We start from the raw sequence: 25,302 nt of genomic DNA on the forward strand, positions 1-25,302 counted from the left end.
CCACAAAACTGCATAGTAGTTTACGCCAACACAAAGACAAAAAAGCCCCGCTTTCGCAGGGCTTTCAAAAAACTCAGTCTGAAACGTACGTTTCGGGTCGTGAAACGTACGAATTGTACAATTCAAAACGCTTCTGGCTTCGCCTCGCGGGCCATGTGGTCCAACACACCGTTCACGAATTTGGCCTCTTTTCCCTCAGGGAAGAACGCCTGCGCGACCTGTACGAATTCGACAATCACCACTTTTGGCGGCGTATCCATCTGGGTTAACTCGGCCCCTGCGGCACGGAAAAGCGCGCGCAACGTGCTGTCGATCCGACCCAATGGCCACTTCGCAACCAGTGCTCGGTCGGTCATTTGGTCGATCAAAGCTTGGTTATTCACAGCCTCTTCGAGCAGCGTTGAAAAGGTTGAACTATCCCCTTCAAGCATCTCATAATCATCAATAATCTCACCAAACCGGTGATCCAAAAACTGCAAACGAACCTGATCATAGGTTTGCTCAGAATGCTCCATCTGGAACAGCGCCTGCACGGCAAAGAACCGGGCGGCTGATTTCATTTTGCGTTTCTGGTTGCCGGAAAGGCCGGACTTTGTCTCAGAGGTCATGCGGTGGGGTTACCCTTGTTGTCGCCCGCAATTTGGAACTCTTCAGAAGACGGCAGAAATCCGACTCCTTTACGCGGGCTGCCCCATTTGCGCGAAAGTGCCACCAGATGCAAGGCCGCAGCCGCCGCTCCACCACCTTTATTTTGATCTTTTGGATCTGCGCGTACCTCGGCTTGCTTACGGTTTTCCACTGTTAGGATACCGTTACCGATGGAAAGTCCTTGCAAACCAAGCATTTGGATGGCGCGACTGCTGTCATTACAGACCGTATCATAATGCGTGGTCTCGCCGCGAATGACACAACCCAATGCCACGTAGGCATCAAAATTACTTAGACGTTCAGCCAAGCCAATCGCTGTCGGAATTTCCAACGCACCCGGAACTTCGGCAATCTCATAGGTGCCGCCGCTGGCTTCAATTTCAGCCACAGCACCGGCAATCATGTTGTCTGCGATATCTTTGTAATACGGCGAAACGACGATCAAAACCTTGACCGGCTTATCAAATTCCGCACGTGGCATAATGTAGTGGTTTTCTGCGCCAGCCATGATTTACTCCTGAACAATCGGACGAGTGTCGACAATAGATAGGCCAAACGCATCCAGCCCGACATATACAGTTTGCGGGGAGTTTGTGAGTAAAATCAATTCATTCAACCCCATGTGACTTAGGATTTGCGCACCTAAACCGGTCTGTTTGATCGTGCGTGGTCCTTCGTCATCACCTGCATACAGGCTATTGTTCGGCGAGCGGAACAGACACACCAATCCACGCCCCTCCTTAGCAACGATCTGCATAGCTTGGCTCAGCTCATTCGCGGGCTTCGGCCCCAACCCCAACATATCGCTAGCTTCGTGCAATGCATGAGTGCGCACCAATACAGGCTCTGGCGTGGAAATATCGCCTTTGATCATCACCACATGCTCAACACCATGCGTCTGGTCGGTAAATATCCGCATCTCCCAATCGCCGCCAAATTCTGACGTGACCATCTCACGAGAGGTTTCTTCAACCAAGTTATCGTTGCGCGACCGGTAAGTGATCAGATCAGAAATCGTTCCGATTTTAAGATCATGCTTCTTAGCAAATTCCACCAAATCCGGCAGGCGCGCCATTGTGCCGTCTTCATTCATGATCTCACAGATCACAGAGGATGGATAATGCCCTGCCAAGCGGCTGATGTCACAGCCTGCTTCAGTATGCCCGGCCCGCACCAACACGCCACCGCGACGCGCACGCAGTGGAAAGACATGACCCGGTGTCGCAATGTCCGCAGAGGTGCATTTTGGATCAATCACAGTCGCCACGGTCAACGCACGGTCACCAGCCGAAATCCCTGTCGTGACGCCTTCGCGTGCCTCAATCGACACGGTAAACGCAGTTTCATGCCGTGATGAATTATGCATTGCCATCATGGGCAAGCCCAACTGTTCAATCCGTTCCGCTGGCAATGTTACACAAATCAGGCCGCGCCCGTGCGTGGCCATAAAGTTAACAGCCTCAGGCGTCGCAAACCCTGACGGAATAACCAGATCACCCTCGTTTTCGCGATCTTCATGGTCAACAAGGATATACATCCGCCCATTTCGCGCATCTTCGATGATGTCTTCGATAGGGCTGATTGCATCGCGCAGGGCCTGTTCAACGGGTCCAGGGGTTTCAAAACTCATAGCAGGCCTCTTTCGCCAAATTACTCCCTGCAAATACCCTATGGGGGTATGGAACACCAGTGAAGCAATTTCCGACAATCAGCGACTGACTGCATAAAAACCGATGCCCCGATGGCGGTTAGGCCTTTGATAATAGAGATAGCTTTAAGGCTTTGCCGTCATCTCGTTCAACCGTGCGACATAGCGGGCAAGCGTGTCAATTTCCAAGTTGATAAAGCCGCCAACCTTGGCATCACCCCAAGTCGTATGCTCTTTGGTGTGCGGAATAAAATTGATCCCAAAGTCACATCCATCGACTTCATTCACAGTCAACGATGTCCCGTTCAGTGCAACGGATCCCTTTGGTGCGATGAATTTCGCCAATTCCAGTGGCGCGCGCAATGTCACGCGGGTGCTATCGCCCTCGTCCGTCATTGCAATAATTTCAGCCACGCCATCCACGTGACCTGACACGATATGCCCGCCAAGCTCGTCGCCGACTTTCAACGCGCGCTCAAGATTCAAACGTTTACCCACAGTCCACGCATGTAGGTTGGTTTTGGACACAGTCTCGGCAGAGATTTCAACATCATACCAATCATCGCCCATTTCGATCACAGTCAGGCAAACACCGTCACTCGCGATAGATGCGCCAAGATCAATCGTGCTTGTGTCATACGATGTCCCGATCCGCGCGCGCAGGTCGCCGCGCTGTTCCAGAGCGCGTACTTCGCCAATATCGGTAATGATCCCTGTGAACATGCTGTGCTCCATCCAATAATCTGCGCCCAGACCTAACGTGAGCCCTCGTCTATGACAAGCATGACAAACGCCTTACTTTTGCCGTGAACTTTCGTTAACCTTTGTGAAAATACGGCGTGATAAGCTGTAGAAAACGGGCAGTTAATGATGACACAGGAAAGCGGCGCAGACCGCGTATTTCTCTTTTTGCAAGGGCCGCACGGTCCTTTTTTCCAAGGGCTTGGCACCATGTTGCGCCACTCTGGGGCAAAGGTGTATCGCGTGGGCTTTAATGCTGGCGATGCGTTTTTTTGGAACGACAAAAAGACCTTTATTCCTTTTCTTGATAAACCCGATGCTTGGGCGGATTTCTTTGAGAAAACCGTTATCGACAAAGGCGTGACCGATATTGCGCTGTATGGCGACACACGCGACATCCACGCAAAAGCCGTTAAAATCGCCAAAGAGCGCGGCATTGGTGTGCATATCTTTGAAGAGGGCTACCTACGTCCGTTTTGGGTCACTTACGAACGCGGCGGTTCTAACGGCAATTCCCGCCTGATGGATATGACCATCCCACAGATGCAAAAGGCGCTAGAACGCTCTGACATGGAAACCCCCATGCCCCCATCCCATTGGGGCGATATGCGGCACCATGTGTTTTACGGCGCGTTGTATCATTGGTTTGTCATGTTCAAGAATCGCAAGTTCGAAAACTTCAAACCCCACCGTGATTTATCCGTTGTCCGTGAGTTCCGTCTTTATATGCGCCGCCTGATGCGCATGCCGATCCACGCGATCGAACGCCGTGTTGCTACCCGCCGTATTCGATTTGGTGGCTTCCCCTATCATCTTGCACTGCTGCAGCTTGAACATGACTCAAGTTTTCAAAAGCATTCGCCATTCAACACGATGACCGAATTCTTGGAACTTGTGATCGAAAACTTCGCTATCGGAGCGCCACAGCACCATCACCTTGTTTTCAAAGCCCATCCTTTAGAGGATGGCCGCGTTCCTGTGCGCCGCACGATTGTGCGCCTTGCAAAAGAATACGGCATTTCAGATCGCGTGCATTTTGTGCGCGGCGGCAAACTGGCGCAACTTTTGAACGATGCGCGTACGGCGGTCACCGTTAATTCCACCGCTGGGCAACAGGTGCTTTGGCGGGGTATCCCGCTCAAGATTTTTGGCAAAGCGGTTTATGATCAACCTGAATTCATCGCTGATGAATCCCTCCGCCACTTCTTTGCCGGGGCCAAACGCCCAGACATGATGGCCTATCGCGAATACCGTCGCTTTCTGTTGGAAACCAGCCAAGTCACCGGTGGATTTTACTCCCGCCGCGGCCGCCGCCAATTGCTGCGCCATGTCGTGGATATGATGCTATCCCGCGAAGATCCGTATGATGCGCTCGAATCTGGAACAGCGGCTCCAAGGCAACAGTTGCGGTCCGTCAACTGATCGACACAAGGTCTAGCGCTGGATTTTATCTTCGCTTTCAGGTAGTTTACCAAAAAAATACTGAGGCAGAACAATAATAGGTCGAGGAGACCGTGCAGTGAAACCCCATTCTTCCCGCTGGGCGAAGTGCGTCGCCCTCGTTGCGGCTATAGCCGTGGTGTCATCTTGTGGCTTGCCACGTCCAGGACCGAACAAACGCGAAATTTTTGCAGGATCAGTCCAACAAAAAGGCGATGCCTTTGTAGTGTCTGTGAATGACCGCGTCACGCGCGCAACCGCCGTAACACCGGCACTAGGTTTCTCAAAAGAATTCCGCAACGCAGGCACCATTGGCTCGGATACAATCCGCCCCGGTGATATCCTGTCGCTCACCATTTGGGAAAACGTCGATAAACCCCTACTCGGCCCCGAAGGCCAAGTGGCTGCAATCCTTGAAGAAGTTCAAGTAGACGGCGCAGGCTTTATCTTTGTGCCTTACGCTGGTCGCATCCGCGCCGCAGGCAATTCCCCAGAAGCTATTCGCCGGATCATCCGCTCCAAGCTCGAAGAGCAAACACCTGACCCACAAGTCGAAGTTCGCCGCGCAGCAGGTGACGGTGCAACAGTATCTATCGTAGGTGCCGTTGGTGGTCAGGGTGTCTTTGCCATTGAACGCCCAACCCGCACATTGGCCGCGATGCTGGCCCGTGCCGGTGGCGTAACCATCCAACCTGAAATCGCTCAGGTCACCGTGGTACGCAAAGGCAAAAAAGGCACCGTCTGGTTCCAAGATCTTTACGACAACCCACACCTAGATATCGCGCTACGTGGCGGCGACCGCATCTTAGTAGAGGCCGACACACGCGCCTTTACAGCCTTGGGTGCCACAGGTGCGCAAAGCCGCGTGACCTTTGAAACACAGAACTTGTCTGCAATCGAAGCCATCGCGCAAGTCGGCGGCCTTAACTCCGCAGCAGCTGATCCAACAGGCGTTTTCGTCTTCCGGAACGAGCCTGCAGAAATCGCCAACCAAGTCATGGGTCGCGATGACCTAATCGGTGCCCAGCGTTTGGTTTATGTGCTTGATCTGACCGAGCCAAATGGCATGTTCCAAGCCCGTGATTTTGTGATCCGCGACGAAGACACGCTATATGTCACCGAAGCACCGTTCACGACTTGGGATAAAACCATTTCGTCGATCACTGGCTCTGCGACCTCTGTTAGCTCTCTCACAACGTTGGCAGGCGGCGGCTAAATGTACGACGATACGTCGATGCACAATCCAACCGCCGGGGAGACAACTCCCCGGCGGCTTTTTGTTTACAACGGCGGTTTCATCACACAGCGCCGCGTCCGTCGCATCCTAAAGCTATCCGGCTATGACATCCGCCTTGGCTTGCCAAAAGACGGCGATCTTGTGGGCGTCTGGGGCCAAAGCCCAACCGCCCATCGTGGCGAGGCGATCGCTGCCAAACACAACGCCCCTATCCTACGTGTCGAAGACGCCTTTTTGCGTAGCCTCTTTCCCGGTCGCGCGGGCGAGGCCCCGGTTGGACTGTTCCTTGACCACAAAGGGGTTCACTTTGATCCAGCTCAGCGATCAGACCTAGAAACCATTCTTGCCGAAGATCCCCTTGATGACACAGCTCTGCTAAACCGCGCCCGCGGCTGCATCGAGCGCATCAAAGAGGCGCACCTCAGCAAATATTCCGCCTTCCCAACAAACATCGCGGCCCCCGATCCCGGCTATGTCTTGGTCGTTGACCAGACCCGTGGGGACGCCTCTGTAACGGCCAGCAAAGCCAATGACGCCTTCTTTCAAGAAATGCTCGTCATGGCACAAGAAGAACACCCCGGCTGCCCCATCATCATCAAAACCCACCCGGAAACCCAACAAGGGTTCCGCACTGGGTATTACTCCGAAAAAGACACCAACAGGCGTATTACGCTTTGGGACACTCCCATCAGCCCATGGACCTTGTTTGAGGGCGCAGTTGGCGTTTACACCCTCTCGTCTCAAGTCGGGTTCGAAGCCATCTTTGCCGGTCACAAGCCCCGCGTCTTTGGCCAACCCTTCTACGCAGGTTGGGGCCTGACAGATGACGAACGCCCTGTCCCACGCCGTCACCGCAAACTGACCCGCGCGCAGCTTTTCGCAGCCGCCATGATCAAATACGCCACGTGGTACGATCCCGCCCGCGATCAGCTTTGCGAAATCGAAGATGTCATTGCCCACCTAGAAGCCAAGGCACGCGCATGGCGCGAAGATCACCAGGGCTGGAACGCCCATGGTATCCGCCTTTGGAAACGAAAACACTTTCAGAACTTCTATGGTCAGCACGGCCGCCTTGGCTTTGAAACCACAAAACCTGATGCCCCCAACATGGTCTGGGGCATCAAGGACGGCCCTTCAGACGCAGCCAGCGTCGAAGACGGCTTTCTAAGATCACGTGGCCTTGGCGCAGCCCTTGTGCCGCCACTCTCACTGATCACAGACACATCCGGCATTTACTACGACCCAACCCGTCCCAGCGATATGGAACAGCTCATCACCAAACGGGCAGAGCTGCGCCCAGATCAATCCCTGCGCGCAGACCGGTTGATCAACAGCCTAATCTCGCTAGGCCTCAGCAAATACAACCTCGGCGGCGATCTCCCAGCCCTCCCCGAAGGCCATCGCATCCTTGTCCCCGGTCAAGTCGAAGACGATGCGTCGATCCTAAAGGGCACCGACGACATCACAACCAACCGCGCCTTGCTGCAAGCCACCCGCGAAGCAAACCCAGATGCGGTGATCATCTACAAACCCCACCCCGACGTGCAAGCAGGCCTGCGCGAAGGCAACGTAGCCGACGCCGAAGAACTTGCAGATGTGGTTGTCACAGACGCCGACATGCCCAGCCTTTTGCAAAACGTCCAAGAGGTCTGGACGATGACATCGCTTTCAGGGTTCGAGGCATTGATCCGTGGGTGCAAAGTCACCACCCTCGGCGCGCCATTCTATGCGGGTTGGGGTTTAACCAATGATCTTGGCAAGATACCACTCCGCCGCCAAGCCGAAGTATCGCTGAAAGGCCTCGTTCACGCTGCACTGATTGATGCGCCGCGTTACCATGATCCCGTCACGAACCAACCATGCTCTGTCGAAGTAGCGATTGAACGTCTTTCGCAGGGTGATATCCCGCATCCCGGTTTACTAAACCGCCTACTGTCCAAGGCCCAAGGCCTCCTCGCCAGTCGAAGCACCCTCTGGCGCTAAGTCGGTCGCCGCCAAACGCTCATCAAATCGGCACCAACGCGCTCTTGGTTTTGCAAAACAAATCGGGGGGCAGCCGCCAAACGATCCAATCCCATCGCGCCAATCGCAGGCAAGCCTTCGGCGCCTATGGCCATGCCAGCCGAGAACACAACCAGCTCATCCACCAAATCCGCGGCTAACAACGACGCGGCCAAAGCCCCGCCACCTTCGCAAAAGACCCGTGTCAAACCTTTGGCACCAAGCCCTTGTAAGACCGACAAGGGCGACACATGCACACCCTGCAATTCGCAGGACAGCAACTCTGCCCCCAAACCTTCCCAGGTGCGCACCAATTCCGCATCAGCATCGCCACCATGGGCTAGCCACAAAGGCACATCATTTGCCGTCCGCGCAAGTGTGCTCATCAGCGGCAAATCCAACCGCCGAGAGACCACAACGCGCACCGGTTGATGATCAATTCCTAAATCCCGCACGGTCAACGACGGATCATCTGCCCGCGCCGTCCCGCCGCCAACCATCACCGCATCATGCCGCGCGCGCATCATATGCACGCGCCGCCGCGCCTCTGGGCCGGTGATCCACTGGCTCTCACCCGTTGCAGTCGCAATGCGCCCATCCAAAGTGGTCGCCAGCTTTAGCGTCACAAATGGACGCCCCTGTTCTGTCTTTAGGAAAAACCCTTCGAGGTCATAAGCCGCCTCATCCGCCAAAACACCCACATCCACCTGAATGCCCGCGTCCTGCAACATCTGAAAGCCCTGCCCAGCCACACGCCCGTCGCTGTCCTCGACCGCGACAACAACCCGCGCCACGCCAGCATCAATCAACGCCTGCGCACAGGGCGGTGTCTTTCCATGATGCGCGCAGGGTTCCAACGTCACATAGGCCGTCGCACCGCGTGCCGCAGCACCGGCCATCGCCAAAGCTTCTGTTTCTGCATGGGGTCGCCCACCGGGCTGCGTGTGCCCACGCCCTACAATTCGGCCATCTTTGACAACAACACAGCCAACCGCTGGATTAGGCCAGCAGCGTCCTTGACCGCGTCGCCCTAATGAAAGGCCGAGCGCCATATACCGATTGTCTGTTTGGGTCACTCTTCAGGTTTCACATCCGGCCGCAATTCTGAAACGAATTTATCAAAATCGTCTGCCGCCTGAAAGTTCTTATAAACGCTAGCAAAGCGCACATAGGCCACCGTATCAATCCGCGCGAGCGCTTCCATCACGATTTCGCCGATGGATTTCGATCCAATGTCCGTCTCGCCCATGCTTTCTAACCGGCGCACAATGCCAGAGATCATCTGGTCAATCCGCTCTGGTTCAACCGGGCGTTTCTGCAAGGCAATCCGAATAGACCGCTCTAGCTTGTCGCGATCAAAATCTTCCCGTCGTCCCGAGGACTTAACCACCACAAGGTCACGTAATTGCACCCGCTCATATGTGGTAAACCGACCGCCACAGGCCGGACAAAACCGACGACGCCGGATCGAAACATGATCCTCCGCCGGGCGAGAATCTTTAACCTGTGTATCAATATTTCCACAAAACGGGCAGCGCATCACAATCCCCCAGAGACCAACTAGCCATCATCCTTAGAGTTATCCCCTAAGTTATCCACAGTCACTATAGGGGTTACGCTAGGGTTTGGGTAGAGGGGAAATGCACACGCTATATGATGAATTTCAAATTGAGACATGGGCAGCAACCTGCCGCTCGTGATCGGCATCTCTATGCTCAAAAAGATAGATGCCCTGCCATGTTCCCAAGGCCAATTGCCCATTCAATACGGGAATCGAAAGGCTCACCGGCATCATCGCTGCCTTGATATGCGCAGGCATATCGTCCGGCCCCTCGTAAGTATGAGTCAGATAAGACATCGACGGGTCCGTTGTTGGTGGAACCAAGCGTTGAAAGAAATTTCGCAAATCGGTCTGCACCTCAGGATCAGCATTCTCCTGTATCAGCAACGAACACGAGGTATGGCGCACGAATAAGGTCAGCAATCCTTGCGAAACACCCTGCCCTGAAATCCATTCATTCACCGAACGCGTAAATTCATAAAGCCCCTGCCCTGACGTTGCGACGCGGAAAATAGTCTGTGACATCACATAAGCTCCATTGCTTCACGGCAAATTGAGAGGGGGAACACGCAAGTTGTATTGTAAACTGCCCCCACAAGACCTGCAATCGAACATGACAATCCAACCCCACAGGGAGATGCGACATGGAACGACTGACTGCCAAAGATTTCCACCCGGCCATCCTAGAACTCTATGATTTCTACGCCCACGGCCAAATCACGAAACGCGAATTCCTCAGGCGCGCCGGTAAATATACCGTCGCCGGAATGACCGCCCTTGCTGCCTTTGATCTAATGCAGCCCAACTATGCTTGGGCTGAACAAGTCAGCTTCAATGATGAAACCATCAAACCAGAATACATCACTTACCCCTCACCAAACGGGCACGGCGATGTGCGTGGCTATATGGTCAGCCCAGTTGATGCCGGTGCAGCTATGCCATCCAAACCCGCCGCTGTCGTCGTGGTTCACGAAAATCGCGGCTTAAACCCCTATATCGAAGACGTTGCGCGCCGTGTTGCCAAAGCAGGCTTCATCGCACTGGCACCTGATGGCCTATCATCTGTCGGCGGCTATCCGGGCAACGATGCCGAAGGGCGCGAGCTGCAACGCACCGTGGACGGCACGAAGCTGATGAACGATTTCTTCGCCGCGATCGAATTCCTGATGAGCCACGAAAAAACCAACGGCAAGGTCGGCATCACTGGCTTCTGCTATGGCGGCGGCGTTTGTAACGCAGCCGCAGTGGCCTATCCAGAACTGGGTGCCGCCGTCCCCTTCTACGGCCGTCAAGCCGCCGCCGAAGACGTGCCCAAAATCCAAGCGCCTCTCTTGCTGCACTATGGCGAACTCGACAAACGCATCAACGAAGGCTGGCCAGCCTACGAAGAGGCCCTAAAAGCCAACGGTAAGTCTTACGAGGCGCATATCTATGCAGGCGCCAACCACGGTTTCCACAATGATTCCACTCCACGCTACGACGAAGAGGCCGCCAACCTCGCATGGTCCCGCACGGTGGATTTCTTCAAAGCCAACCTTGCATAACTTGCATAAAAAAGCCGCGCCCACTTATAGGGGCGCGGCCATTCATTCCGATCGTACGCATATCACCCTTCGACAAGCGCCTTTAGATTACCAAGCCCGGCCTCGTAGTCCGGCCCAACGAACCCATCCAACATCAAGCCAAACCAACGCGCCATCGGATTAAACCCCGTGTCCGTGGTGAACCCCCAGGTCACGTTGGTTACGCCACCATTTTCCGCCAGTTCAAAATAGGCTTTCGCGGTACCCTGAGTGCCAAAATCCAAATCCGTTGCAACGCGCTGGTTCTCCACACTTTCAGTGATCGTCTGGCTCCCATTCCCAACTTGCGGATGATCCGAGCTCCAAGACATTGCAGCCCCTGCTCCCTCAGCAACAGTGCCGTAATTCGTCTGTACATTAGGGTCGCGGTCCAACCACGGCGACCACGCTTCTGTGGCCCTGAGATTATTCACATGCGGGAAAATATCTGCCGCCGGCGCGTTAATATCGACCGAGCGCGCAACACTCACCTCACGCGGCAGTGCAAAGGCAATCGCCACCATAGCCAAAATCAACACCACAACAATCTGAAAAATTCGTTTGATGATACGCATAACCAATCCCTCTCTGGCTGTATCCACGTGCATATTAACATATAGGAATTGAAGACACTGGGCGAATTCAAAGAATGGCGAATTCACGCCAAACTGCGGCTATATCCAACCACCTGGCACAAAACGATCCCGCAGATCCGCGCTCGGCACCATACAGGTCTCACGTCGTCCAAACAGGCGAAACCGGTTCTTTGCAATGATCCCGTATATAAGGTTTTTCAATGGCCGCGGCAAAACCCGCATCCAGCCTAGCACGGACCAAATCCCGCCAAGTCGCGCCATAATCGCGCAGACGCCATCTAATTTCTGATAGGCTGTCCCACCGTCAACAACCAGCATTGTCTCCAACCTATCTCCCGGAAGTCCAAGTTCAGCGTAAAGCTGCTGGCCAAAATCGCTCTGAGCCACGGCAAAGGCATAATGTTCGGCCCGATCCCGACGCAGGACAAACTGAAAGAAATGCTGACACAATATGCAATGTCCATCAAAGACAATGACATCGGGCTTAATCGCACCCATCCTCAAATCGCTGCACCTCAGGGTTCCAACACAAACCAGCCGCTTCAAAGCCATCCGACACGCCAAAACCGCCAACTTCGGCTGTCCCTTTAACGCATTCCAGTGAGGCCACTTCTTGATTGCCTTTTAAAACGGCAACGCCACCGTCGGTCGGATGCCCTTCGACCAACCGGTCAATCGCGTACCAGACGCGATAGGAATAGCCTTCATTTTCAAAGGTTATATCTTCCCAGATGCTTCGCCCAATCCCATTCCAAGCGGTGCCAGAAATGTCTCGTAAATCCTGTGCAAGGGATAACTCTGGCGCAGCAGCAGGACCAAAGGAATAATATCCAACGCCTTGATCAATATGCACCGCCAAAACACGGCCTTTGCCCATATCACAAGATAATATCTGAAAGGGACCGCTCTCCGCGCCCTGTTCTTTTGCCGAAGCGCTAGAAGCAACAAGCGCAATCAACGCCGCTCGGCAGAACATCATCTGAAAATGCTTTCGCCCTGTTGATCAATCAGCTGCTTTGCCTTCAGCAATGTCATATCAGACGCAATTTCTGCCGTATTAAACGTGTCTGCTCGCATAAAAAGGTGGCTCTTCACCTCGCCAGCGATCTCTTTTTCAATGCGCCCGCCTATGCGAAATCCAGCGGCCTCTTTCTGAGGCTCCGCAAAAATCAGAAAACCATTATAGTCTTCGGGTTTGACCTCTGCAGGTGGCTTGCTACCAAATAGTTTTGAAAACAAAGACATAAGTCCGCTCCAAGTAAAAAAGCCCTCTCTGGTATACCAGAAAGGGCCATAATATTATTACTGATCCAAGAAGCTGCGCAGCTTGCGGCTGCGACTTGGATGCTTGAGCTTACGCAGCGCTTTCGCCTCAATCTGACGAATACGTTCACGTGTCACGCTAAACTGCTGACCAACTTCTTCCAGCGTATGGTCAGTGTTCATGCCAATACCAAAGCGCATCCGCAAAACACGTTCCTCACGCGGCGTCAGCGATGCCAACACGCGTGTCGTGGTTTCCTTGAGGTTTTCCTGAATCGCGCTGTCCAAAGGCAGCACCGCATTCTTGTCCTCGATGAAATCGCCCAGCTGAGAATCTTCTTCGTCGCCAATTGGCGTCTCCAAAGAAATCGGCTCTTTCGCGATTTTCAAAACCTTGCGCACTTTTTCCAAAGGCATTTGCAGCTTTTCTGCCAATTCCTCTGGTGTCGGCTCGCGGCCAATTTCGTGCAGCATCTGACGACCTGTCCGAACCAGTTTGTTGATCGTTTCGATCATATGCACCGGAATACGGATGGTTCGCGCTTGGTCTGCAATCGAACGCGTGATCGCCTGACGGATCCACCATGTCGCATAAGTCGAGAACTTATAACCACGGCGATACTCAAACTTATCAACGGCCTTCATCAGACCGATGTTACCTTCTTGAATAAGATCAAGGAATTGCAGGCCACGGTTCGTGTATTTTTTCGCAATCGAAATAACCAAGCGAAGGTTGGCTTCGACCATTTCTTTCTTGGCCTGACGGGCTTCTTTTTCGCCCTTCTGAACCTGCTGCACAATGCGGCGGAATTCAGGAATATCCAGACCAACATAGGTACCGACCTGCGCCATATCGTTCCGCAGCTCTTCGACCTTATCAACAGAGCGTTCCATGAACATCTGCCAACCACGGCCGGCTTTCTCACGCATGTCGTCCAACCAAGTCGGATCAAGTTCGCGACCACGATAGGCTTCGATGAACTCACGACGGTTGATCCGGGCTTGGTCGGCCAGTTTCACCATGGAGCTATCGATTGACATGATACGACGGTTGATGCCGTAAAGCTGGTCAATCAACGCATCAATACGGTTGTTGTGCAGGTGAAGTTCGTTCACCAGTAAAACGATCTCGGCGCGCAGCGTCTGGTACTTTTCTTCTTCCTTGGAAGAGAACGTATCATCCTCATTCAGGGTCGCCGAAATCCGGCTATCCTGCATTTCGGCAAGCATTTCGTAATCATCCGCGATGCGATCCAGCATTTCTAGAACCCGCGGCTTCAGCGCAGCTTCCATCGCAGCCAACGACATATTGGCCTGCTCGTCTTCATCATCGTCGTCATCAGTGGCAATCGGGTTGCCATCAGCGTCCAACTCTTGCGCAGCTTCTTTCTTTTCAGCAGGCGCAGCAGACGCATTCGCAGCCGTTACAACACCCTCTTCTTCACCCTCTTCGCCAAGCTGATCGCCAAAGGTGGTTTCAAGATCGATAACATCGCGTAGCAAAATGTCTTCGGACAGAAGTTCGTCACGCCAGATTGTAATGGCTTGGAAAGTCAGTGGGCTTTCACACAGCCCTGCAATCATCGTGTTACGGCCAGCTTCGATCCGTTTCGCAATCGCAATCTCGCCTTCACGGCTCAATAGCTCAACCGAGCCCATTTCGCGCAAATACATACGCACAGGGTCATCGGTACGATCCAGTTTTTCAGCAGTACCAGAGCCAAGCGCCACTTCGCGGTTGGCAGAAGACGTATCAACCAACGCTGTGGTCTTGCCGTCTTCTTCTTCAACTTCTTCGTCTTCAATGATGTTGATGCCCATTTCGGACAACATCGACATCACATCTTCGATCTGCTCAGAGCTGACCTGATCGGGCGGCAGAACTTTATTGAGCTGATCATACGTGATGTAGCCCTTCTCCCGCGCCTCGGCGATCATCTTTTTGACGGCTGCCTGACTCATATCCAATGAGATTTCGGCATCCTGATCGTCTGGCTTGCGGTCGTCGGTGTCTTTTGCGGCCATTCGCTGCTCCTGCAAAAAAAGGGCTGGGTGATTCGCTTAAACCGAATCAATAGCGCGATTGTGTGATTCGCACACCCATATACCCCGATTCTTTTATGAATTCTTTACCAAGTGTCGCGAATCACTCATCGTTTTCCCTTGGTCATCGAAATATTCTGTATCAAAGCGTCCAGCGCCTTGCGTTCATCCTTGTCGATTGGGGCGCCATTGTCGCCCAATTCAAACTCGCCACCCTCTTCTTGTTGGCTCCGTTGCGCCGAGTTACGCGCCTCTGCGGCCTGGCCCAATCGCCAAGTCACAGCTTCATCTTCCACTTCGCCAATCACCTCGACCGCTTCAGCAACTTCGGCGCGATGTCCAAGATCAGAGGCCAGCTTGCGCAGCTCTTCTGAAATCGTTTGGCGAGCCATATCCACATCTCCTGGTCGACGCACAGGGGGTGCCAAACGGACATGTGGATGACCCAGCAGAAAATCAAGAGCTTCTGGACCCATCGCCTCTTCAACTACAGACTTTAAATCCAGAACACCGCGATGCGCCTGCCGAAGCATCAAATCACGCATAAACCGATGATCCTCATCCGCGCAATGCAGGTTCTCAAGGCCCTCTTCAAACTCATCCAACACCGCAGGCGTTGAAATCACACAGGCCAAAATCACAGACTCGCGCAAATGCTGCTGCCGCGCCTCATCCGCTGACACCAAAAGCGAGGCTTTTGTGCTCGCCTGAGCCCGCGTTGGCGCTTGCCACTTCCCGCGCTTAAAGCTGCCCTTGCCACCGCCTTTACCCGGTTCAAAGGGTTTCCGTTGCGGGCGGAACAACTGATACCGCAACTCTTTGATCGCTTCACCGTAATGGGCACGAATACCCGGATCACGGATCAATTTAATCTTTTCTCGCAGGGTCTTATCCAGCGCAGCCTTACGTTCGGGGCTGTCAAAGTTCTTCCCCTCGACCTCGCGCTGCCACAGCAAATCAACCATCGGCTTGGCCTGATCTAACACGGCCTGAACCGCACCTGCCCCTTTGGCCTTGATCAAATCATCAGGGTCTTGCCCCTCTGGCATGATCGCAAACCGCAGGCTTTGACCCGCTTCCAACAATGGCAGCGCCAAATCAATCAACCGCATCGCCGCGCGAATACCGGCCTTGTCGCCATCCAACGCAATGATCGGCTCTGACGAAATCCGCCACAACAGGGCCAACTGATTTTCCGTCACGGCCGTACCCAGTGGCGCAACAGAGGCACCAAACCCAGCTTCTGCCAACGCAATCACGTCCATGTAGCCCTCGGCCACAATCAACGGTTGCCCCTTGCCCGCCGCCGCCCGCGCCGGACCTTGGTTGTAAAGGCTACGGCCCTTGTCGAACAATTCGGTCTCGGGACCATTCAGATACTTCGCCCGGGCATTCGGATCGAGTGATCGCCCACCTAACGAAATCGCCCGCCCCCGCGCATCGCGGATCGGAAAAATAATACGTCCACGAAAGCGATCATAAGGAGCACGCCCATCATCAGGTCGCGCAGCAAGCCCAGCATCAATCACCAACTGCGGATCAACGCCCTGCCCCGTCAAATGCGCAAACAGCGCATTGCCCTCGGGCGCATAGCCAATATCAAATTGGTCCTGGGTCGCAGCCTTCATGCCGCGCCGCTCCAAATAGGCCCGCGCTTCCGCGGCAGCCCCAGTCTTTAGTGACATGCGGAAGAACTTTACCGCCTGCTCCATAATATCAGACAACTGGGTGCGCTTATCGGCCTTGGCCTGCGCCCGCGGGTCACGATCCGGCAGGGTCATCCCGGCTTCATCCGCTAGGATTTTAACCGCCTCGATAAACGAGACATTCTCGCTTTCCTGTACGAAGTTAATCGCGTCCCCTTTGGCCTGACAGCCAAAGCAGTAGTAGAAGCCTTTTTGGTCATCTACATGAAAAGACGCAGATTTTTCGTGATGGAACGGGCAAGGCGCCCACATGTCGCCCTTGCCTTGGTTCGACTTGCGGCTATCCCACATGACTTTGCGCCCCACCACCTGAACAAGGCTGGTGCGACTGCGCAATTCATCCATAAATCCCGGAGGCAGGCTCATAAGACACTATATGGACGCAGCGCGCTGGATGTCCAGCACGGGGCGTCACCAAAAATGTAGCTAAATATCACTGGGCTTTGCAGGCTTCGGCGTATTTCGCACCCGGCTCAAACGTGAGTTCATTTTCGCTCATCGCATAGACCCAGCCCGCCAAAAACTGCACCGCTGGCTGCAAGGATTCATCAATTGCAGATTTGCCTTTGGTCAACGTGCGGATCGCACGGTTCTCGCGCTTACCCTCTTGGCGCAGCACCACAATCTGATCCACAACACCGCCCAGCGCCTCGCACTGTGCAGCCTTTGCATCTGTCGTTTCATCAGCGGTCGCCAAGTTGGCGGCCAAGATCAAAGCCAGTGTGACACCTACGCGCATGTATCCCTCCAAAGCAGTTGGTCCTGTGATGGCAGTCTTACAAATCACCCGCAACAAAAAAAGCCCGCCGAAGCGGGCTTTTCCAAGATTTGAAACCGTTTCGAAACCGTTACAGACCCTTGGCACGGTAGCTGGATGCAACCTTACCGATAGACACAAGGTATGCCGCGATCCGTAGATCAGTCACATCCTCACGCTCATGCCAAAGCTCACGCATAGATTGGTACGCAGTCCGCATCGTGTCATCCAAACCAGAGCGCACAAGCTCTAGCTCGCCCGCACCGCGCAGATACTTCTGTTTGAAGTCCGGGCTTGGTGACCAAGCATTGCCCATCGCATCTGACAGGGATTCAAGCTGATCCACAACCAGTTGGTGACGCGCTTCTTCTTGACGACGCTGCATACGACCAAACCGGATATGGCTCAGGTTTTTAACCCACTCAAAGTAGGACACCGTTACACCACCCGCGTTGGCATACATGTCAGGGATAATCACAGTCCCCTTCTCGCGTAGAATGTCATCCGCACCAGCCGTGATCGGACCATTCGCAGCCTCGATAATCAACGGCGCTTTCACCTTTGCCGCATTGGTCAGGTTAATAACCCCTTCCAACGCCGCCGGTATCAGAATGTCGCATTCTTCTTCCAGCACCAGCGCGCCATTTTCCACATAGGTCGCGCCCGGGAACCCCTTAACGCCGCCATGTTTCAAAATCCAATTGTGCAGCTCATCAATCTTCAAGCCTGCAGGATTTGTCACCGCACCGTCACGTTCGATCACACCAATGACCTTCGCGCCATCTTCCTCAACAAGGAACTTCGCCGCGTGGTAACCCACGTTACCAAGGCCCTGCACGATAACCGCCTTGCCGTCCAACGTGCCGCTCATGCCCGCTTTTTCAACGTCACGCGCATCCCGGAAGAATTCCTGCAATGCATATTGCACGCCACGACCTGTTGCTTCGACACGACCCGCGATACCACCAGCATTCAACGGCTTACCCGTCACACAGGCTTTGGCGTTAATATCGGTTGTATTCATCCGCGCATATTGGTCAGCAATCCACGCCATCTCACGCTCGCCCGTGCCCATATCTGGTGCCGGAACGTTTTGCGACGGATGGATCAAGTCGCGCTTCGCCAGCTCATAGGCAAAGCGACGCGTGATCAGCTCAAGTTCATGCTCTTCGTATTCGCGTGGATCAATGCAAAGCCCACCCTTAGAGCCACCAAACGGCGCCTCAACCAGCGCACATTTATAAGTCATCAGGGCTGCAAGCGCTTCGACTTCATCTTGGTTCACGCCCATCGAATACCGGATACCACCTTTGACCGGTTCCATATGTTCTGAGTGAACAGACCGGTATCCGGTGAATGTCTGAAGGCTTCCGCGCAAGCGCACGCCAAACCGGACCGTATAGGTCGCATTACAAACCCTAATTTTTTCCTCAAGGCCTGGCGGCAAATCCAACAAAGACACCGCACGGTTGAACATCAAATCCACACTCTCGCGGAAACTGGGTTCGTTCTTCACGCTCATCATATACCTCCCGACAAGCCATTCGCGACTCAAGGTCGCACATAGTCACTCCACCTAAACGCGTTTCCCCGAAAGAAGCGAGCCACAACTGCACAAATTTTCATCAGTTTGAAAACTTTTTTCCAGCCAAAATCTCAAGGCAACGTATTTGCAGAGTGTTTCCAATCCATGAACATTCAAGCAATTTCGCGAAAAGCATTTCCAAAATTTCTAATAATGCCCTGAATTCAGGCCTAAATTGTCGAAAATTGAGCACATTTCGCCCTAATTCAGCCAAATTGCCACGTCATACATGATCGGGAGTGAGAGTAGCCGAAGACCGTCCAATGACGGCCTTTGGGGGCGTTATGTGAGGGACAGAATATGGGACACCATTCTGCAAAGAATAGATGGGCCACATCTGCAAGGTTTTTGCGACAGTTTCGTCGCGAAGAAGATGGCAGCATGGTCTATTTTGGAATTACGATCTTCCTGATAATTTTGATGATGGGAGGTATCGGGGTCGACGTGATGTTGGCAGAGATGCGCCGGACGCAGCTTCAGGATACGCTTGACCGTGCTGTATTGGCCGCCTCGTCCCTAGAACAGCAACTAGATCCACAATCCGTGGTCGAAGATTACTTTGAAAAGTCTGATCTGGCTGAACACCTTAAAGACATCGAAGTTGTAGAAGGTCTTGGCTACCGCACAGTGCGCGCCTCCGCAGATACGACAGTTGCGACTCAATTCATGCATCTATCTGGCGTTGATAGCCTAACCATGAACGCCGAAAGCGCAGCCGAAGAACGCATTGGCGACGTAGAAATCTCGTTAATTCTCGACGTTTCAGGTTCGATGAATAACAATAACCGCCTGCCTAACCTAAAGGTGGCGGCAAAGTCCTTTGTCGATACGTTGACCGCGACAACCGAGGATGGAAAGCTTTCCATTTCGATCGTCCCATATGCCACACAGGTATCTGCGCCAGAATCTCTCGCGCAACATCTCAATCTGTCGTCTGAGCATAGTTATTCGAATTGCGTTAATTTCGACTCAGCCGACTTTAATACCTCTTCGATTGATCCCACGGCGCCACTAGAGCGCACGATGCATTTCAGCCCATGGTCGACCTATGACGGCCGCCGGTATGATCCAAAGCGTACTGTGCAATCGCCGATTTGCGAGCCAGCAACCGACAACAGCCGCGAAATCGTCGTTCTGCAAAAAGACGCGACCTACATGAAGAACTTCATCGACTCCCTTTGGGGTGGCGGGAACACCTCCATCGACATCGGCATGAAATGGGGTACAGCATTGCTGAATTCCAGCCTACAGCCGGTCATTCAGAATATGGTCGATAATGGTGACGTTCATACAGATTTCGCAGCGCGCCCAAATCCAACGTCCTCAAGCCAAACCCTCAAGGTGATTGTCCTCATGACAGACGGACAAAACACATCGCAGGGCTACGTTGAACCAGAATACCGTACTGGTGATTCCAACATCTGGTGGAACGACGAAGCGGAGCGCTATTCGGTTTATATCGGCGAAGACACCGGTGACGAAGATGGCGACGGCAACACAACAGAACCCATGTTCTTCTGGCCTTACGACAGATCCTGGCACGACCACGCCTATGGTGAGGGCGTCTATGAAGAAACACAGCAAACCTGGGAATGCCGCTCTTATCGCCGGAACGGGTCCTGCAAACGCTATCGCAAGGTGTCAACTGTTGTGACCGTTGATGAACCTGGTTCGGCAGAGATCCTCACCTATGCAGACCTTTGGGCCTTCACTTCGGTGAAAGAGAACCGCAACAAGCATTACTACCGCTGGATGGACACGTCTCAAGCGCACCAAGACTGGTACGAAGATGTCGTGAGCTGGGTGCACGGTTCTGCAAAAGACGTACGAACTCGTGCAATTTGTGAAGCAGCCAAGAATGACGGCATCGTCGTCTTTTCGATCCCATTCGAAGCGACAACCAACGGTAAGGCAGTGCTAAAGGACTGTGCTAGCTCGATTAGCCACTATTTCCCCGTGACCGGTACAGAGATCGAAGATGCCTTTGCATCCATCGCGTCCTCTATCCGCCAGTTGAGGTTGACACAATGATGTATCCAATCATGAAAAAACTCCGCCTGTTTGGTCGCAAAGACGATGGCAACGCCAGTGTTGAATTCGCCATCATGGTACCAATCCTTCTGGTATTTATGCTGGCAGCAGTAGAAATCGGAATAATGACACTCCGCCATGCCATTTTGGAACGAGCGTTAGACGATACTGTACGCTGGGTAAGGTTAAACACCGGCGCCACACCAACGCACGCAGAGCTAAAGGCAATGGTCTGCGAGTATAATGTTGTACCAAATTGCGCTGACAACCTGACTTTGGAAATGGCGCCACGTGATATCCGTAATTGGGAACCGATGTCGGCCACCTATGCGTGCACGGATCAATCAACCACTATTACGCCTATGTCAGAATACAGCTTTGGAATGGACAATGATTTGGTCGTTTTGCGTGCTTGCGCCAAATACGAACCACTCTTTCCAGGCACTGTGTTTGCCTCCGCCATGCAGCTCGATGCTGACGGAAATGCAAGCCTGACAACTTCAACAGCATTTGTACAGGAGCCGAGGTAACACCATGCGTATGATCCTGACACATATCAAAAACTTTGCCAAAGACACCAAAGGTGTTGTCGCAGTCGAAGTTGTGATCATCCTACCAATTCTTTTGTGGGCGATCGCAGCAATGGCAATCTACTTCGATGTCTTCCGCACAAAATCCGCGGCAGAAAAAGCATCCTACACTATTGGCGACATGCTCTCTCGTGAGACAAACGCCATTACGCCAGAGTATATCGACAATACTCGCTTATTGTATGAGGCAATCTCGCGGACACAGGTTCATTCTGATGCATCATCTGGTGGTGCGACTGGGACAACAACCCTTGACCCAGAAACCGGACTCGAAGTGCCCGCCGTAGAACAAGGCACCTCACTGCGCCTTTCGGTTATCACTTGGAATGAGGATGAAAGCGAATACGAACTTGAGTGGTCGCAGACCCGCGGTGCTAACTTCGAACCGCTTGTCACAGCTGATCTAATCCTACTCGAAGCAAACCTGCCCCAAATGGCAGACCAAGATACAGTAATCTTGGTCGAAACGAGTATGAGCTACACTCCAGTATTGAACGTTGGCCTAGGTGCAAGAAACATCGAGACCTTTACGTTCACGCGTCCGCGTTACGCACCGCAATTGGTGTATGAGGCAAGCTAAGTCTGCTCGCTTAGCAGGGATTCCAGGATTTGGGCCATCGTTTTGGTCTGCGATCCTGGGGTAACCCCGCCAATGCCAACGCGGCGTCCCAAACGCCACCAAACGCCCGGTAGCCAACGCGCCGGGCGTTTGCGTTCTTTCAGAACGATTGTAAAGCCCTGCGAAGGTTTCGCTGCAAATGTGCCGCGCGAGATGCTCTTAACGTCTTTAATCAACGCCAAAACCTCACCTTCGCTGTCTCGGATCTCTTCGCGGGTCAGTTCTAGCCGACGCTGGCTTGCAGCATGGGTGCGTGATGCCAACCAAAGGCTTGCGGCCCCCAGAACCAACAAAAACACTTGCCAACCAAACGAGGGCGGCTGCGCTAAAGCCACATAGATCAACATTGCGCCCAGCGTCAGCTGCATTCCAATGGCCATCCAGCGCCGTGCGCCAGATGCCTGTGCAACTGCCAAAACCTCTTGTGTCATGTGTCTTCTCCCCAATCCTCAGGTCCCCCTATCGCAAAACCTACGATCAAGCGAGCCCCCAGAACTGGGTAGAGATACGGCTTAATACGGCATCGGAAAGGCGCGATGAGCCACATCGATCTCTTTCAAGACATCGTCTGACAGCACCAAATCCTTGCCTTCAATGATCCGCGCAAGTTGATCCACATTGGTCGCGCCGAAAATTGCAGATGCCATAAAGGGGCGCTGCATACACCACGCCAATGCCATATGGATCGGATCCAAATCATGCTTCGCCGCAATATCCAAATAAGCCTGCGTCGCTGTAAACACACGATCATCACCGTGTATGCGCCCACCAAGATTGCCGTTTTGGTCTGCACGCGAGCCCTTGGGCACGGCACCATTTTGATACTTCCCTGTCAAAAGCCCTGTCGCCAATGGCGAATAGGACAATAGCCCAACCTCTTCGTTCAAACTAAGCTCGGCCAAATCGGTGTCATACAACCGGCACAACAGCGAATATTCGTTCTGAATGCTTGCAACCCGCGGCAGCCCACGATCCTCGGATGCCCGCAACCACTGCGCCGTCCCCCACGCGCTTTCATTCGAAAGCCCAAACGCCCGGATTGTCCCACGATCAACCTCTTTTTGCAGCGCCTCAAGGCAATCGTGAATATTCGCGATAGTTTCGTCCCGGTTTTGACCGGATGGATCATACGTCCAGTTCTTGCGGAACATATAACTTCCGCGATTAGGCCAATGGAATTGATACAAATCGATGTAATCGGTCTTTAACCGTGCCAACGAGCCTTCAATCGCCTCGGAAATCGTCTTTGACGAAATCAATGCGCCATCTCGCACGTGCCGCAACCCCTCACCGGAATGTTTGGTTGCAACGACCACTTCGCTCCGGCGTCCTGTCTTCTCAAACCACGCCCCCACATGTTCTTCTGACGCACCTTGAGTGTCAGCGGACACAGGGTTCACCGGATACATCTCAGCAGTATCCCAGAATGAAATCCCTGCCTCCAAAGACATATCCATCTGACGGTGGGAGTCTTCCATTTTGGTTTGCGTGCCAAAAGTCATCGTACCAAGGCAGAGGGCAGACACCTCAATACCGGTCCGGCCTAGCGGGTTCATTTTCATCGAGTTGTCCTCTCCGTTCGAGCTTGCCAGCAACCTAAGCCCGATCGTACGGACTGCAAGCAGCCAATTCCATTTGACCAAAATATTTCATACAAGAGGTATTTGAGAACAAAAAGGGAACATGCTAAGTTAAGAAAAATGACGACTCACCTGCTCAAACGCGCATCAGATCGCCCTACCCCCCAACTCTCCCTCGCCACGGACATCTCTCTGCGGCTTGCCCGTCTTCACGAAGTCTGCGGCCCGGGTCGCCGCAGCTTTGCCATGTGGCTTGCCCAAAAAACCGAAGGCCCGATCTTCTGGGTCAGCCCCAAATGGCTCCCGGATAAATTGAACCCCCGCGGCATCGCCCATTTCGCCGACCCCGCGCGCTTTATCCTGCTCACCCCCACCCGCGACGAAGATGTGCTCTGGACCCTCGAAACCGCCCTCCGCGCGGGCCATGTCCCCCTCGTGATTGGCGAGCTAACCGGCTACCCCGCCCTAACCCCGGTCCGCCGCATGCATCTCGCGGCAGAAGAAGGCGCCAAGATCAACGGCAGCGCCCCTCTGGGCGTGATCCTAACCCCCGACAACGGCGGTGCCCCCGGCGTTGAAACCCGCTGGCACATGGCCCCCAGCTTTCACGAGCAGGCCACAACCTGGCACCTAAAACGCCTCCGCGCCCGCACCGCCTCTCCAAAAAGCTGGGACATCGCGATGGGCGAAAACGGCTTTTTCCCCATAGAAGGAACCGCACGCACCACCGCGTAACCCCCAAAACGATCCGTGTTGCTGGCTTTCACTACAGACCGAACAATGACAGTCTTCAGCAACTGCAGCCTTCAAGGATACCGCAATGATCCGTCATATCGTCCTCACCAAGTTCAAACCTGAAACCAAAGAAGAAACGATTGCCGCACTCTATTCCGGCCTATCCGACCTAACCCAAACCCTCACCGGCGCGCATAATTTCACAGGGGGCCGATCCAACAGCCCCGAACAGATCGAACGCGGCTACAAACACGCCTTCGTCATAGACTTCGACAGTTGGGCAGATCTTAAAACCTACGCAGACCACCCAGAACACAAAGCCCTCGGCGCCCAGATTGTTGAAAATGCCACCGGCGGAATTGACGGCATTCTTGTCCTCGATCTAGAGCTCTAAACGCCCATTCCGCAGGAAACGGGTCGGCCCATAAGCCCACCCCCGTTAATCATGGCGCTATCCAACCCGAAGCACCAAGGATACCCCATGACCTTCCAAATCCACGCCCTGCCCATGGCCCCGTTTCAACCCCTCTTTGATCTCTCCGACCAAGAGCTAAAAACCAAAGGCGCATGCCGAGTCATCGCCGATACAAATCCCGGCTTCCCCTGCCGTGTCAGCCTTCAGGACGCAGCCCCCGGCGAAACGCTCATCCTGACAAACTACCGGCACCTCAACGGCCCCACGCCCTACGCCGCCAGCCACGCAATCTACGTCCGGCACTCCGCGACCCAAGCACAACCAAAACCCGACGAAGTCCCAACGGTCCTATCATCCCGCCTCTTATCCATCCGCGCTTTTGATGCGAGCCAAATGATGCAAACCGCCGATGTCGTCAAAGGCACCACCCTCGCCGAGGCCCTGCACCGCATGTTCGAAAATCCAGCGATCACCTTCATAGACATCCACAACGCCCGCCAAGGCTGCTACGCCGCCAAAGCAACCCGTGCATAAACGAATGACG

At 53.8% G+C, this 25,302-nt stretch carries 27 protein-coding genes; 10 read left to right on the plus strand and 17 right to left on the minus strand.

Translation table 11 applies throughout. From position 1 onward, the window contains the following. Nucleotides 1–122 precede the first annotated feature (122 nt). From nusB to Q4544_RS02000, 4 genes are all read right to left on the minus strand, one after another. Nucleotides 123–608, minus strand: a complete 486-nt coding sequence (nusB, locus tag Q4544_RS01985; RefSeq protein ID WP_303503675.1) for a transcription antitermination factor NusB — start codon at nucleotides 606–608, stop codon at nucleotides 123–125. Beyond that, a complete protein-coding gene (locus Q4544_RS01990; RefSeq protein ID WP_303503676.1) occupies nucleotides 605–1,156 on the minus strand; it encodes a 6,7-dimethyl-8-ribityllumazine synthase in 552 nt (183 codons plus the stop codon). Before Q4544_RS01990 ends, nusB begins: the two co-directional genes overlap by 4 nt. Before the next feature lie 3 nt (nucleotides 1,157–1,159). Further along, complete coding sequence (ribB, locus tag Q4544_RS01995) at nucleotides 1,160–2,278, minus strand: 3,4-dihydroxy-2-butanone-4-phosphate synthase (RefSeq protein ID WP_303503678.1); 1,119 nt, start codon at nucleotides 2,276–2,278, stop codon at nucleotides 1,160–1,162. A gap of 144 nt (nucleotides 2,279–2,422) precedes the next feature. Beyond that, nucleotides 2,423–3,019, minus strand: coding sequence for a riboflavin synthase (locus Q4544_RS02000; protein ID WP_303503680.1), 597 nt, complete (start codon nucleotides 3,017–3,019; stop codon nucleotides 2,423–2,425). Between the two features lie 147 nt (nucleotides 3,020–3,166). On the opposite strand from Q4544_RS02000, the gene Q4544_RS02005 reads away from it, so the two are divergent. The 3 genes from Q4544_RS02005 to Q4544_RS02015 all read left to right on the plus strand — a co-directional run bounded on the left by Q4544_RS02005 (nucleotide 3,167) and on the right by Q4544_RS02015 (nucleotide 7,697). After that, complete coding sequence (locus Q4544_RS02005; protein WP_303503682.1) at nucleotides 3,167–4,459, plus strand: capsule biosynthesis protein; 1,293 nt, start codon at nucleotides 3,167–3,169, stop codon at nucleotides 4,457–4,459. 97 nt (nucleotides 4,460–4,556) lie between these two features. After that, nucleotides 4,557–5,693 carry a polysaccharide biosynthesis/export family protein gene (locus Q4544_RS02010; RefSeq protein WP_303503683.1) on the plus strand — a complete coding sequence of 379 codons (1,137 nt, stop codon included), beginning with the start codon at nucleotides 4,557–4,559 and terminating at the stop codon, nucleotides 5,691–5,693. Continuing rightward, nucleotides 5,694–7,697: a capsular polysaccharide biosynthesis protein gene (locus Q4544_RS02015; protein ID WP_303503685.1), complete on the plus strand. Its 2,004-nt coding sequence runs from the start codon at nucleotides 5,694–5,696 to the stop codon at nucleotides 7,695–7,697. On the opposite strand, the gene ribD is transcribed toward Q4544_RS02015, so the two are convergent. The 3 genes from ribD to Q4544_RS02030 form a co-directional block, all read right to left on the minus strand. Beyond that, nucleotides 7,694–8,791: a bifunctional diaminohydroxyphosphoribosylaminopyrimidine deaminase/5-amino-6-(5-phosphoribosylamino)uracil reductase RibD gene (ribD, locus tag Q4544_RS02020; RefSeq protein ID WP_303503687.1), complete on the minus strand. Its 1,098-nt coding sequence runs from the start codon at nucleotides 8,789–8,791 to the stop codon at nucleotides 7,694–7,696. The two genes, Q4544_RS02015 and ribD, sit on opposite strands and share 4 nt — an antisense overlap. Next, nucleotides 8,788–9,255 (minus strand): transcriptional regulator NrdR, encoded by a 468-nt coding sequence (gene nrdR / locus Q4544_RS02025; RefSeq protein ID WP_303503688.1) that lies wholly within the window; start codon nucleotides 9,253–9,255, stop codon nucleotides 8,788–8,790. Before nrdR ends, ribD begins: the two co-directional genes overlap by 4 nt. Before the next feature lie 123 nt (nucleotides 9,256–9,378). Next, complete coding sequence (locus tag Q4544_RS02030; protein ID WP_303503690.1) at nucleotides 9,379–9,801, minus strand: secondary thiamine-phosphate synthase enzyme YjbQ; 423 nt, start codon at nucleotides 9,799–9,801, stop codon at nucleotides 9,379–9,381. Nucleotides 9,802–9,920: 119 nt separating this feature from the next. Here Q4544_RS02030 and yghX point away from each other — a divergent pair, with 119 nt between their 5' ends. After that, nucleotides 9,921–10,820 carry a YghX family hydrolase gene (yghX, locus tag Q4544_RS02035; RefSeq protein WP_303503692.1) on the plus strand — a complete coding sequence of 300 codons (900 nt, stop codon included), beginning with the start codon at nucleotides 9,921–9,923 and terminating at the stop codon, nucleotides 10,818–10,820. A 62-nt stretch (nucleotides 10,821–10,882) separates the two neighbouring features. Here the strand turns inward: yghX and Q4544_RS02040 are convergent, their stop codons facing one another. The 8 genes from Q4544_RS02040 to Q4544_RS02075 form a co-directional block, all read right to left on the minus strand. Further along, the gene (locus tag Q4544_RS02040) at nucleotides 10,883–11,413 is read right to left on the minus strand and encodes an SRPBCC family protein (protein WP_303503694.1); all 531 of its coding nucleotides are present in this window, start codon (nucleotides 11,411–11,413) and stop codon (nucleotides 10,883–10,885) included. A gap of 99 nt (nucleotides 11,414–11,512) precedes the next feature. Beyond that, complete coding sequence (locus Q4544_RS02045) at nucleotides 11,513–11,932, minus strand: thiol-disulfide oxidoreductase DCC family protein (RefSeq protein WP_303503696.1); 420 nt, start codon at nucleotides 11,930–11,932, stop codon at nucleotides 11,513–11,515. Continuing rightward, entirely contained in the window at nucleotides 11,919–12,413 is a 495-nt protein-coding gene (locus Q4544_RS02050) for a hypothetical protein (RefSeq protein WP_303503698.1), read from the minus strand. The genes Q4544_RS02045 and Q4544_RS02050 overlap by 14 nt, the downstream gene beginning before the upstream one ends. Then, nucleotides 12,410–12,679: an HlyU family transcriptional regulator gene (locus tag Q4544_RS02055; RefSeq protein WP_303503700.1), complete on the minus strand. Its 270-nt coding sequence runs from the start codon at nucleotides 12,677–12,679 to the stop codon at nucleotides 12,410–12,412. The genes Q4544_RS02050 and Q4544_RS02055 overlap by 4 nt, the downstream gene beginning before the upstream one ends. A gap of 57 nt (nucleotides 12,680–12,736) precedes the next feature. Beyond that, complete coding sequence (rpoD, locus tag Q4544_RS02060; protein ID WP_303503701.1) at nucleotides 12,737–14,722, minus strand: RNA polymerase sigma factor RpoD; 1,986 nt, start codon at nucleotides 14,720–14,722, stop codon at nucleotides 12,737–12,739. Nucleotides 14,723–14,847: 125 nt separating this feature from the next. After that, nucleotides 14,848–16,812: a DNA primase gene (dnaG, locus tag Q4544_RS02065; protein WP_303503703.1), complete on the minus strand. Its 1,965-nt coding sequence runs from the start codon at nucleotides 16,810–16,812 to the stop codon at nucleotides 14,848–14,850. A 67-nt stretch (nucleotides 16,813–16,879) separates the two neighbouring features. Beyond that, nucleotides 16,880–17,185, minus strand: a complete 306-nt coding sequence (locus Q4544_RS02070) for a hypothetical protein (protein ID WP_303503705.1) — start codon at nucleotides 17,183–17,185, stop codon at nucleotides 16,880–16,882. Nucleotides 17,186–17,294: 109 nt separating this feature from the next. Continuing rightward, complete coding sequence (locus tag Q4544_RS02075) at nucleotides 17,295–18,725, minus strand: Glu/Leu/Phe/Val dehydrogenase (RefSeq protein ID WP_303503707.1); 1,431 nt, start codon at nucleotides 18,723–18,725, stop codon at nucleotides 17,295–17,297. A 444-nt stretch (nucleotides 18,726–19,169) separates the two neighbouring features. On the opposite strand from Q4544_RS02075, the gene Q4544_RS02080 reads away from it, so the two are divergent. The 3 genes from Q4544_RS02080 to Q4544_RS02090 are packed head-to-tail and all read left to right on the plus strand — an operon-like array spanning nucleotide 19,170 to nucleotide 21,989. Then, entirely contained in the window at nucleotides 19,170–20,819 is a 1,650-nt protein-coding gene (locus Q4544_RS02080; protein WP_303503710.1) for a TadE/TadG family type IV pilus assembly protein, read from the plus strand. Next, nucleotides 20,816–21,349, plus strand: a complete 534-nt coding sequence (locus tag Q4544_RS02085) for a TadE/TadG family type IV pilus assembly protein (protein WP_303503712.1) — start codon at nucleotides 20,816–20,818, stop codon at nucleotides 21,347–21,349. Before Q4544_RS02080 ends, Q4544_RS02085 begins: the two co-directional genes overlap by 4 nt. A gap of 4 nt (nucleotides 21,350–21,353) precedes the next feature. Further along, the gene (locus tag Q4544_RS02090; protein ID WP_303503714.1) at nucleotides 21,354–21,989 is read left to right on the plus strand and encodes a TadE/TadG family type IV pilus assembly protein; all 636 of its coding nucleotides are present in this window, start codon (nucleotides 21,354–21,356) and stop codon (nucleotides 21,987–21,989) included. Here Q4544_RS02090 and Q4544_RS02095 read toward each other — a convergent pair. Both Q4544_RS02095 and Q4544_RS02100 read right to left on the minus strand, forming a co-directional pair. Further along, the gene (locus tag Q4544_RS02095) at nucleotides 21,986–22,459 is read right to left on the minus strand and encodes a hypothetical protein (protein WP_303503715.1); all 474 of its coding nucleotides are present in this window, start codon (nucleotides 22,457–22,459) and stop codon (nucleotides 21,986–21,988) included. The two genes, Q4544_RS02090 and Q4544_RS02095, sit on opposite strands and share 4 nt — an antisense overlap. An 81-nt stretch (nucleotides 22,460–22,540) precedes the next feature. Beyond that, complete coding sequence (locus Q4544_RS02100) at nucleotides 22,541–23,590, minus strand: aldo/keto reductase (RefSeq protein ID WP_303503717.1); 1,050 nt, start codon at nucleotides 23,588–23,590, stop codon at nucleotides 22,541–22,543. A gap of 138 nt (nucleotides 23,591–23,728) precedes the next feature. Between Q4544_RS02100 and Q4544_RS02105 the strand changes: the two genes are divergently transcribed. The 3 genes from Q4544_RS02105 to Q4544_RS02115 all read left to right on the plus strand — a co-directional run bounded on the left by Q4544_RS02105 (nucleotide 23,729) and on the right by Q4544_RS02115 (nucleotide 25,292). Next, complete coding sequence (locus Q4544_RS02105; RefSeq protein ID WP_303503719.1) at nucleotides 23,729–24,343, plus strand: ImuA family protein; 615 nt, start codon at nucleotides 23,729–23,731, stop codon at nucleotides 24,341–24,343. 85 nt (nucleotides 24,344–24,428) lie between these two features. Further along, on the plus strand, nucleotides 24,429–24,737 hold the full coding sequence (locus tag Q4544_RS02110; RefSeq protein WP_303503720.1) for a Dabb family protein: 309 nt from the start codon (nucleotides 24,429–24,431) through the stop codon (nucleotides 24,735–24,737). An 87-nt stretch (nucleotides 24,738–24,824) separates the two neighbouring features. Further along, on the plus strand, nucleotides 24,825–25,292 hold the full coding sequence (locus Q4544_RS02115; protein WP_303503722.1) for a DUF1203 domain-containing protein: 468 nt from the start codon (nucleotides 24,825–24,827) through the stop codon (nucleotides 25,290–25,292). Nucleotides 25,293–25,302 lie beyond the last annotated feature (10 nt).

Origin of the sequence: Cognatishimia sp. 1_MG-2023 (assembly GCF_030548175.1) — a bacterium.
In the GTDB taxonomy this organism is placed as follows: Bacteria; Pseudomonadota; Alphaproteobacteria; order Rhodobacterales; family Rhodobacteraceae; genus Cognatishimia.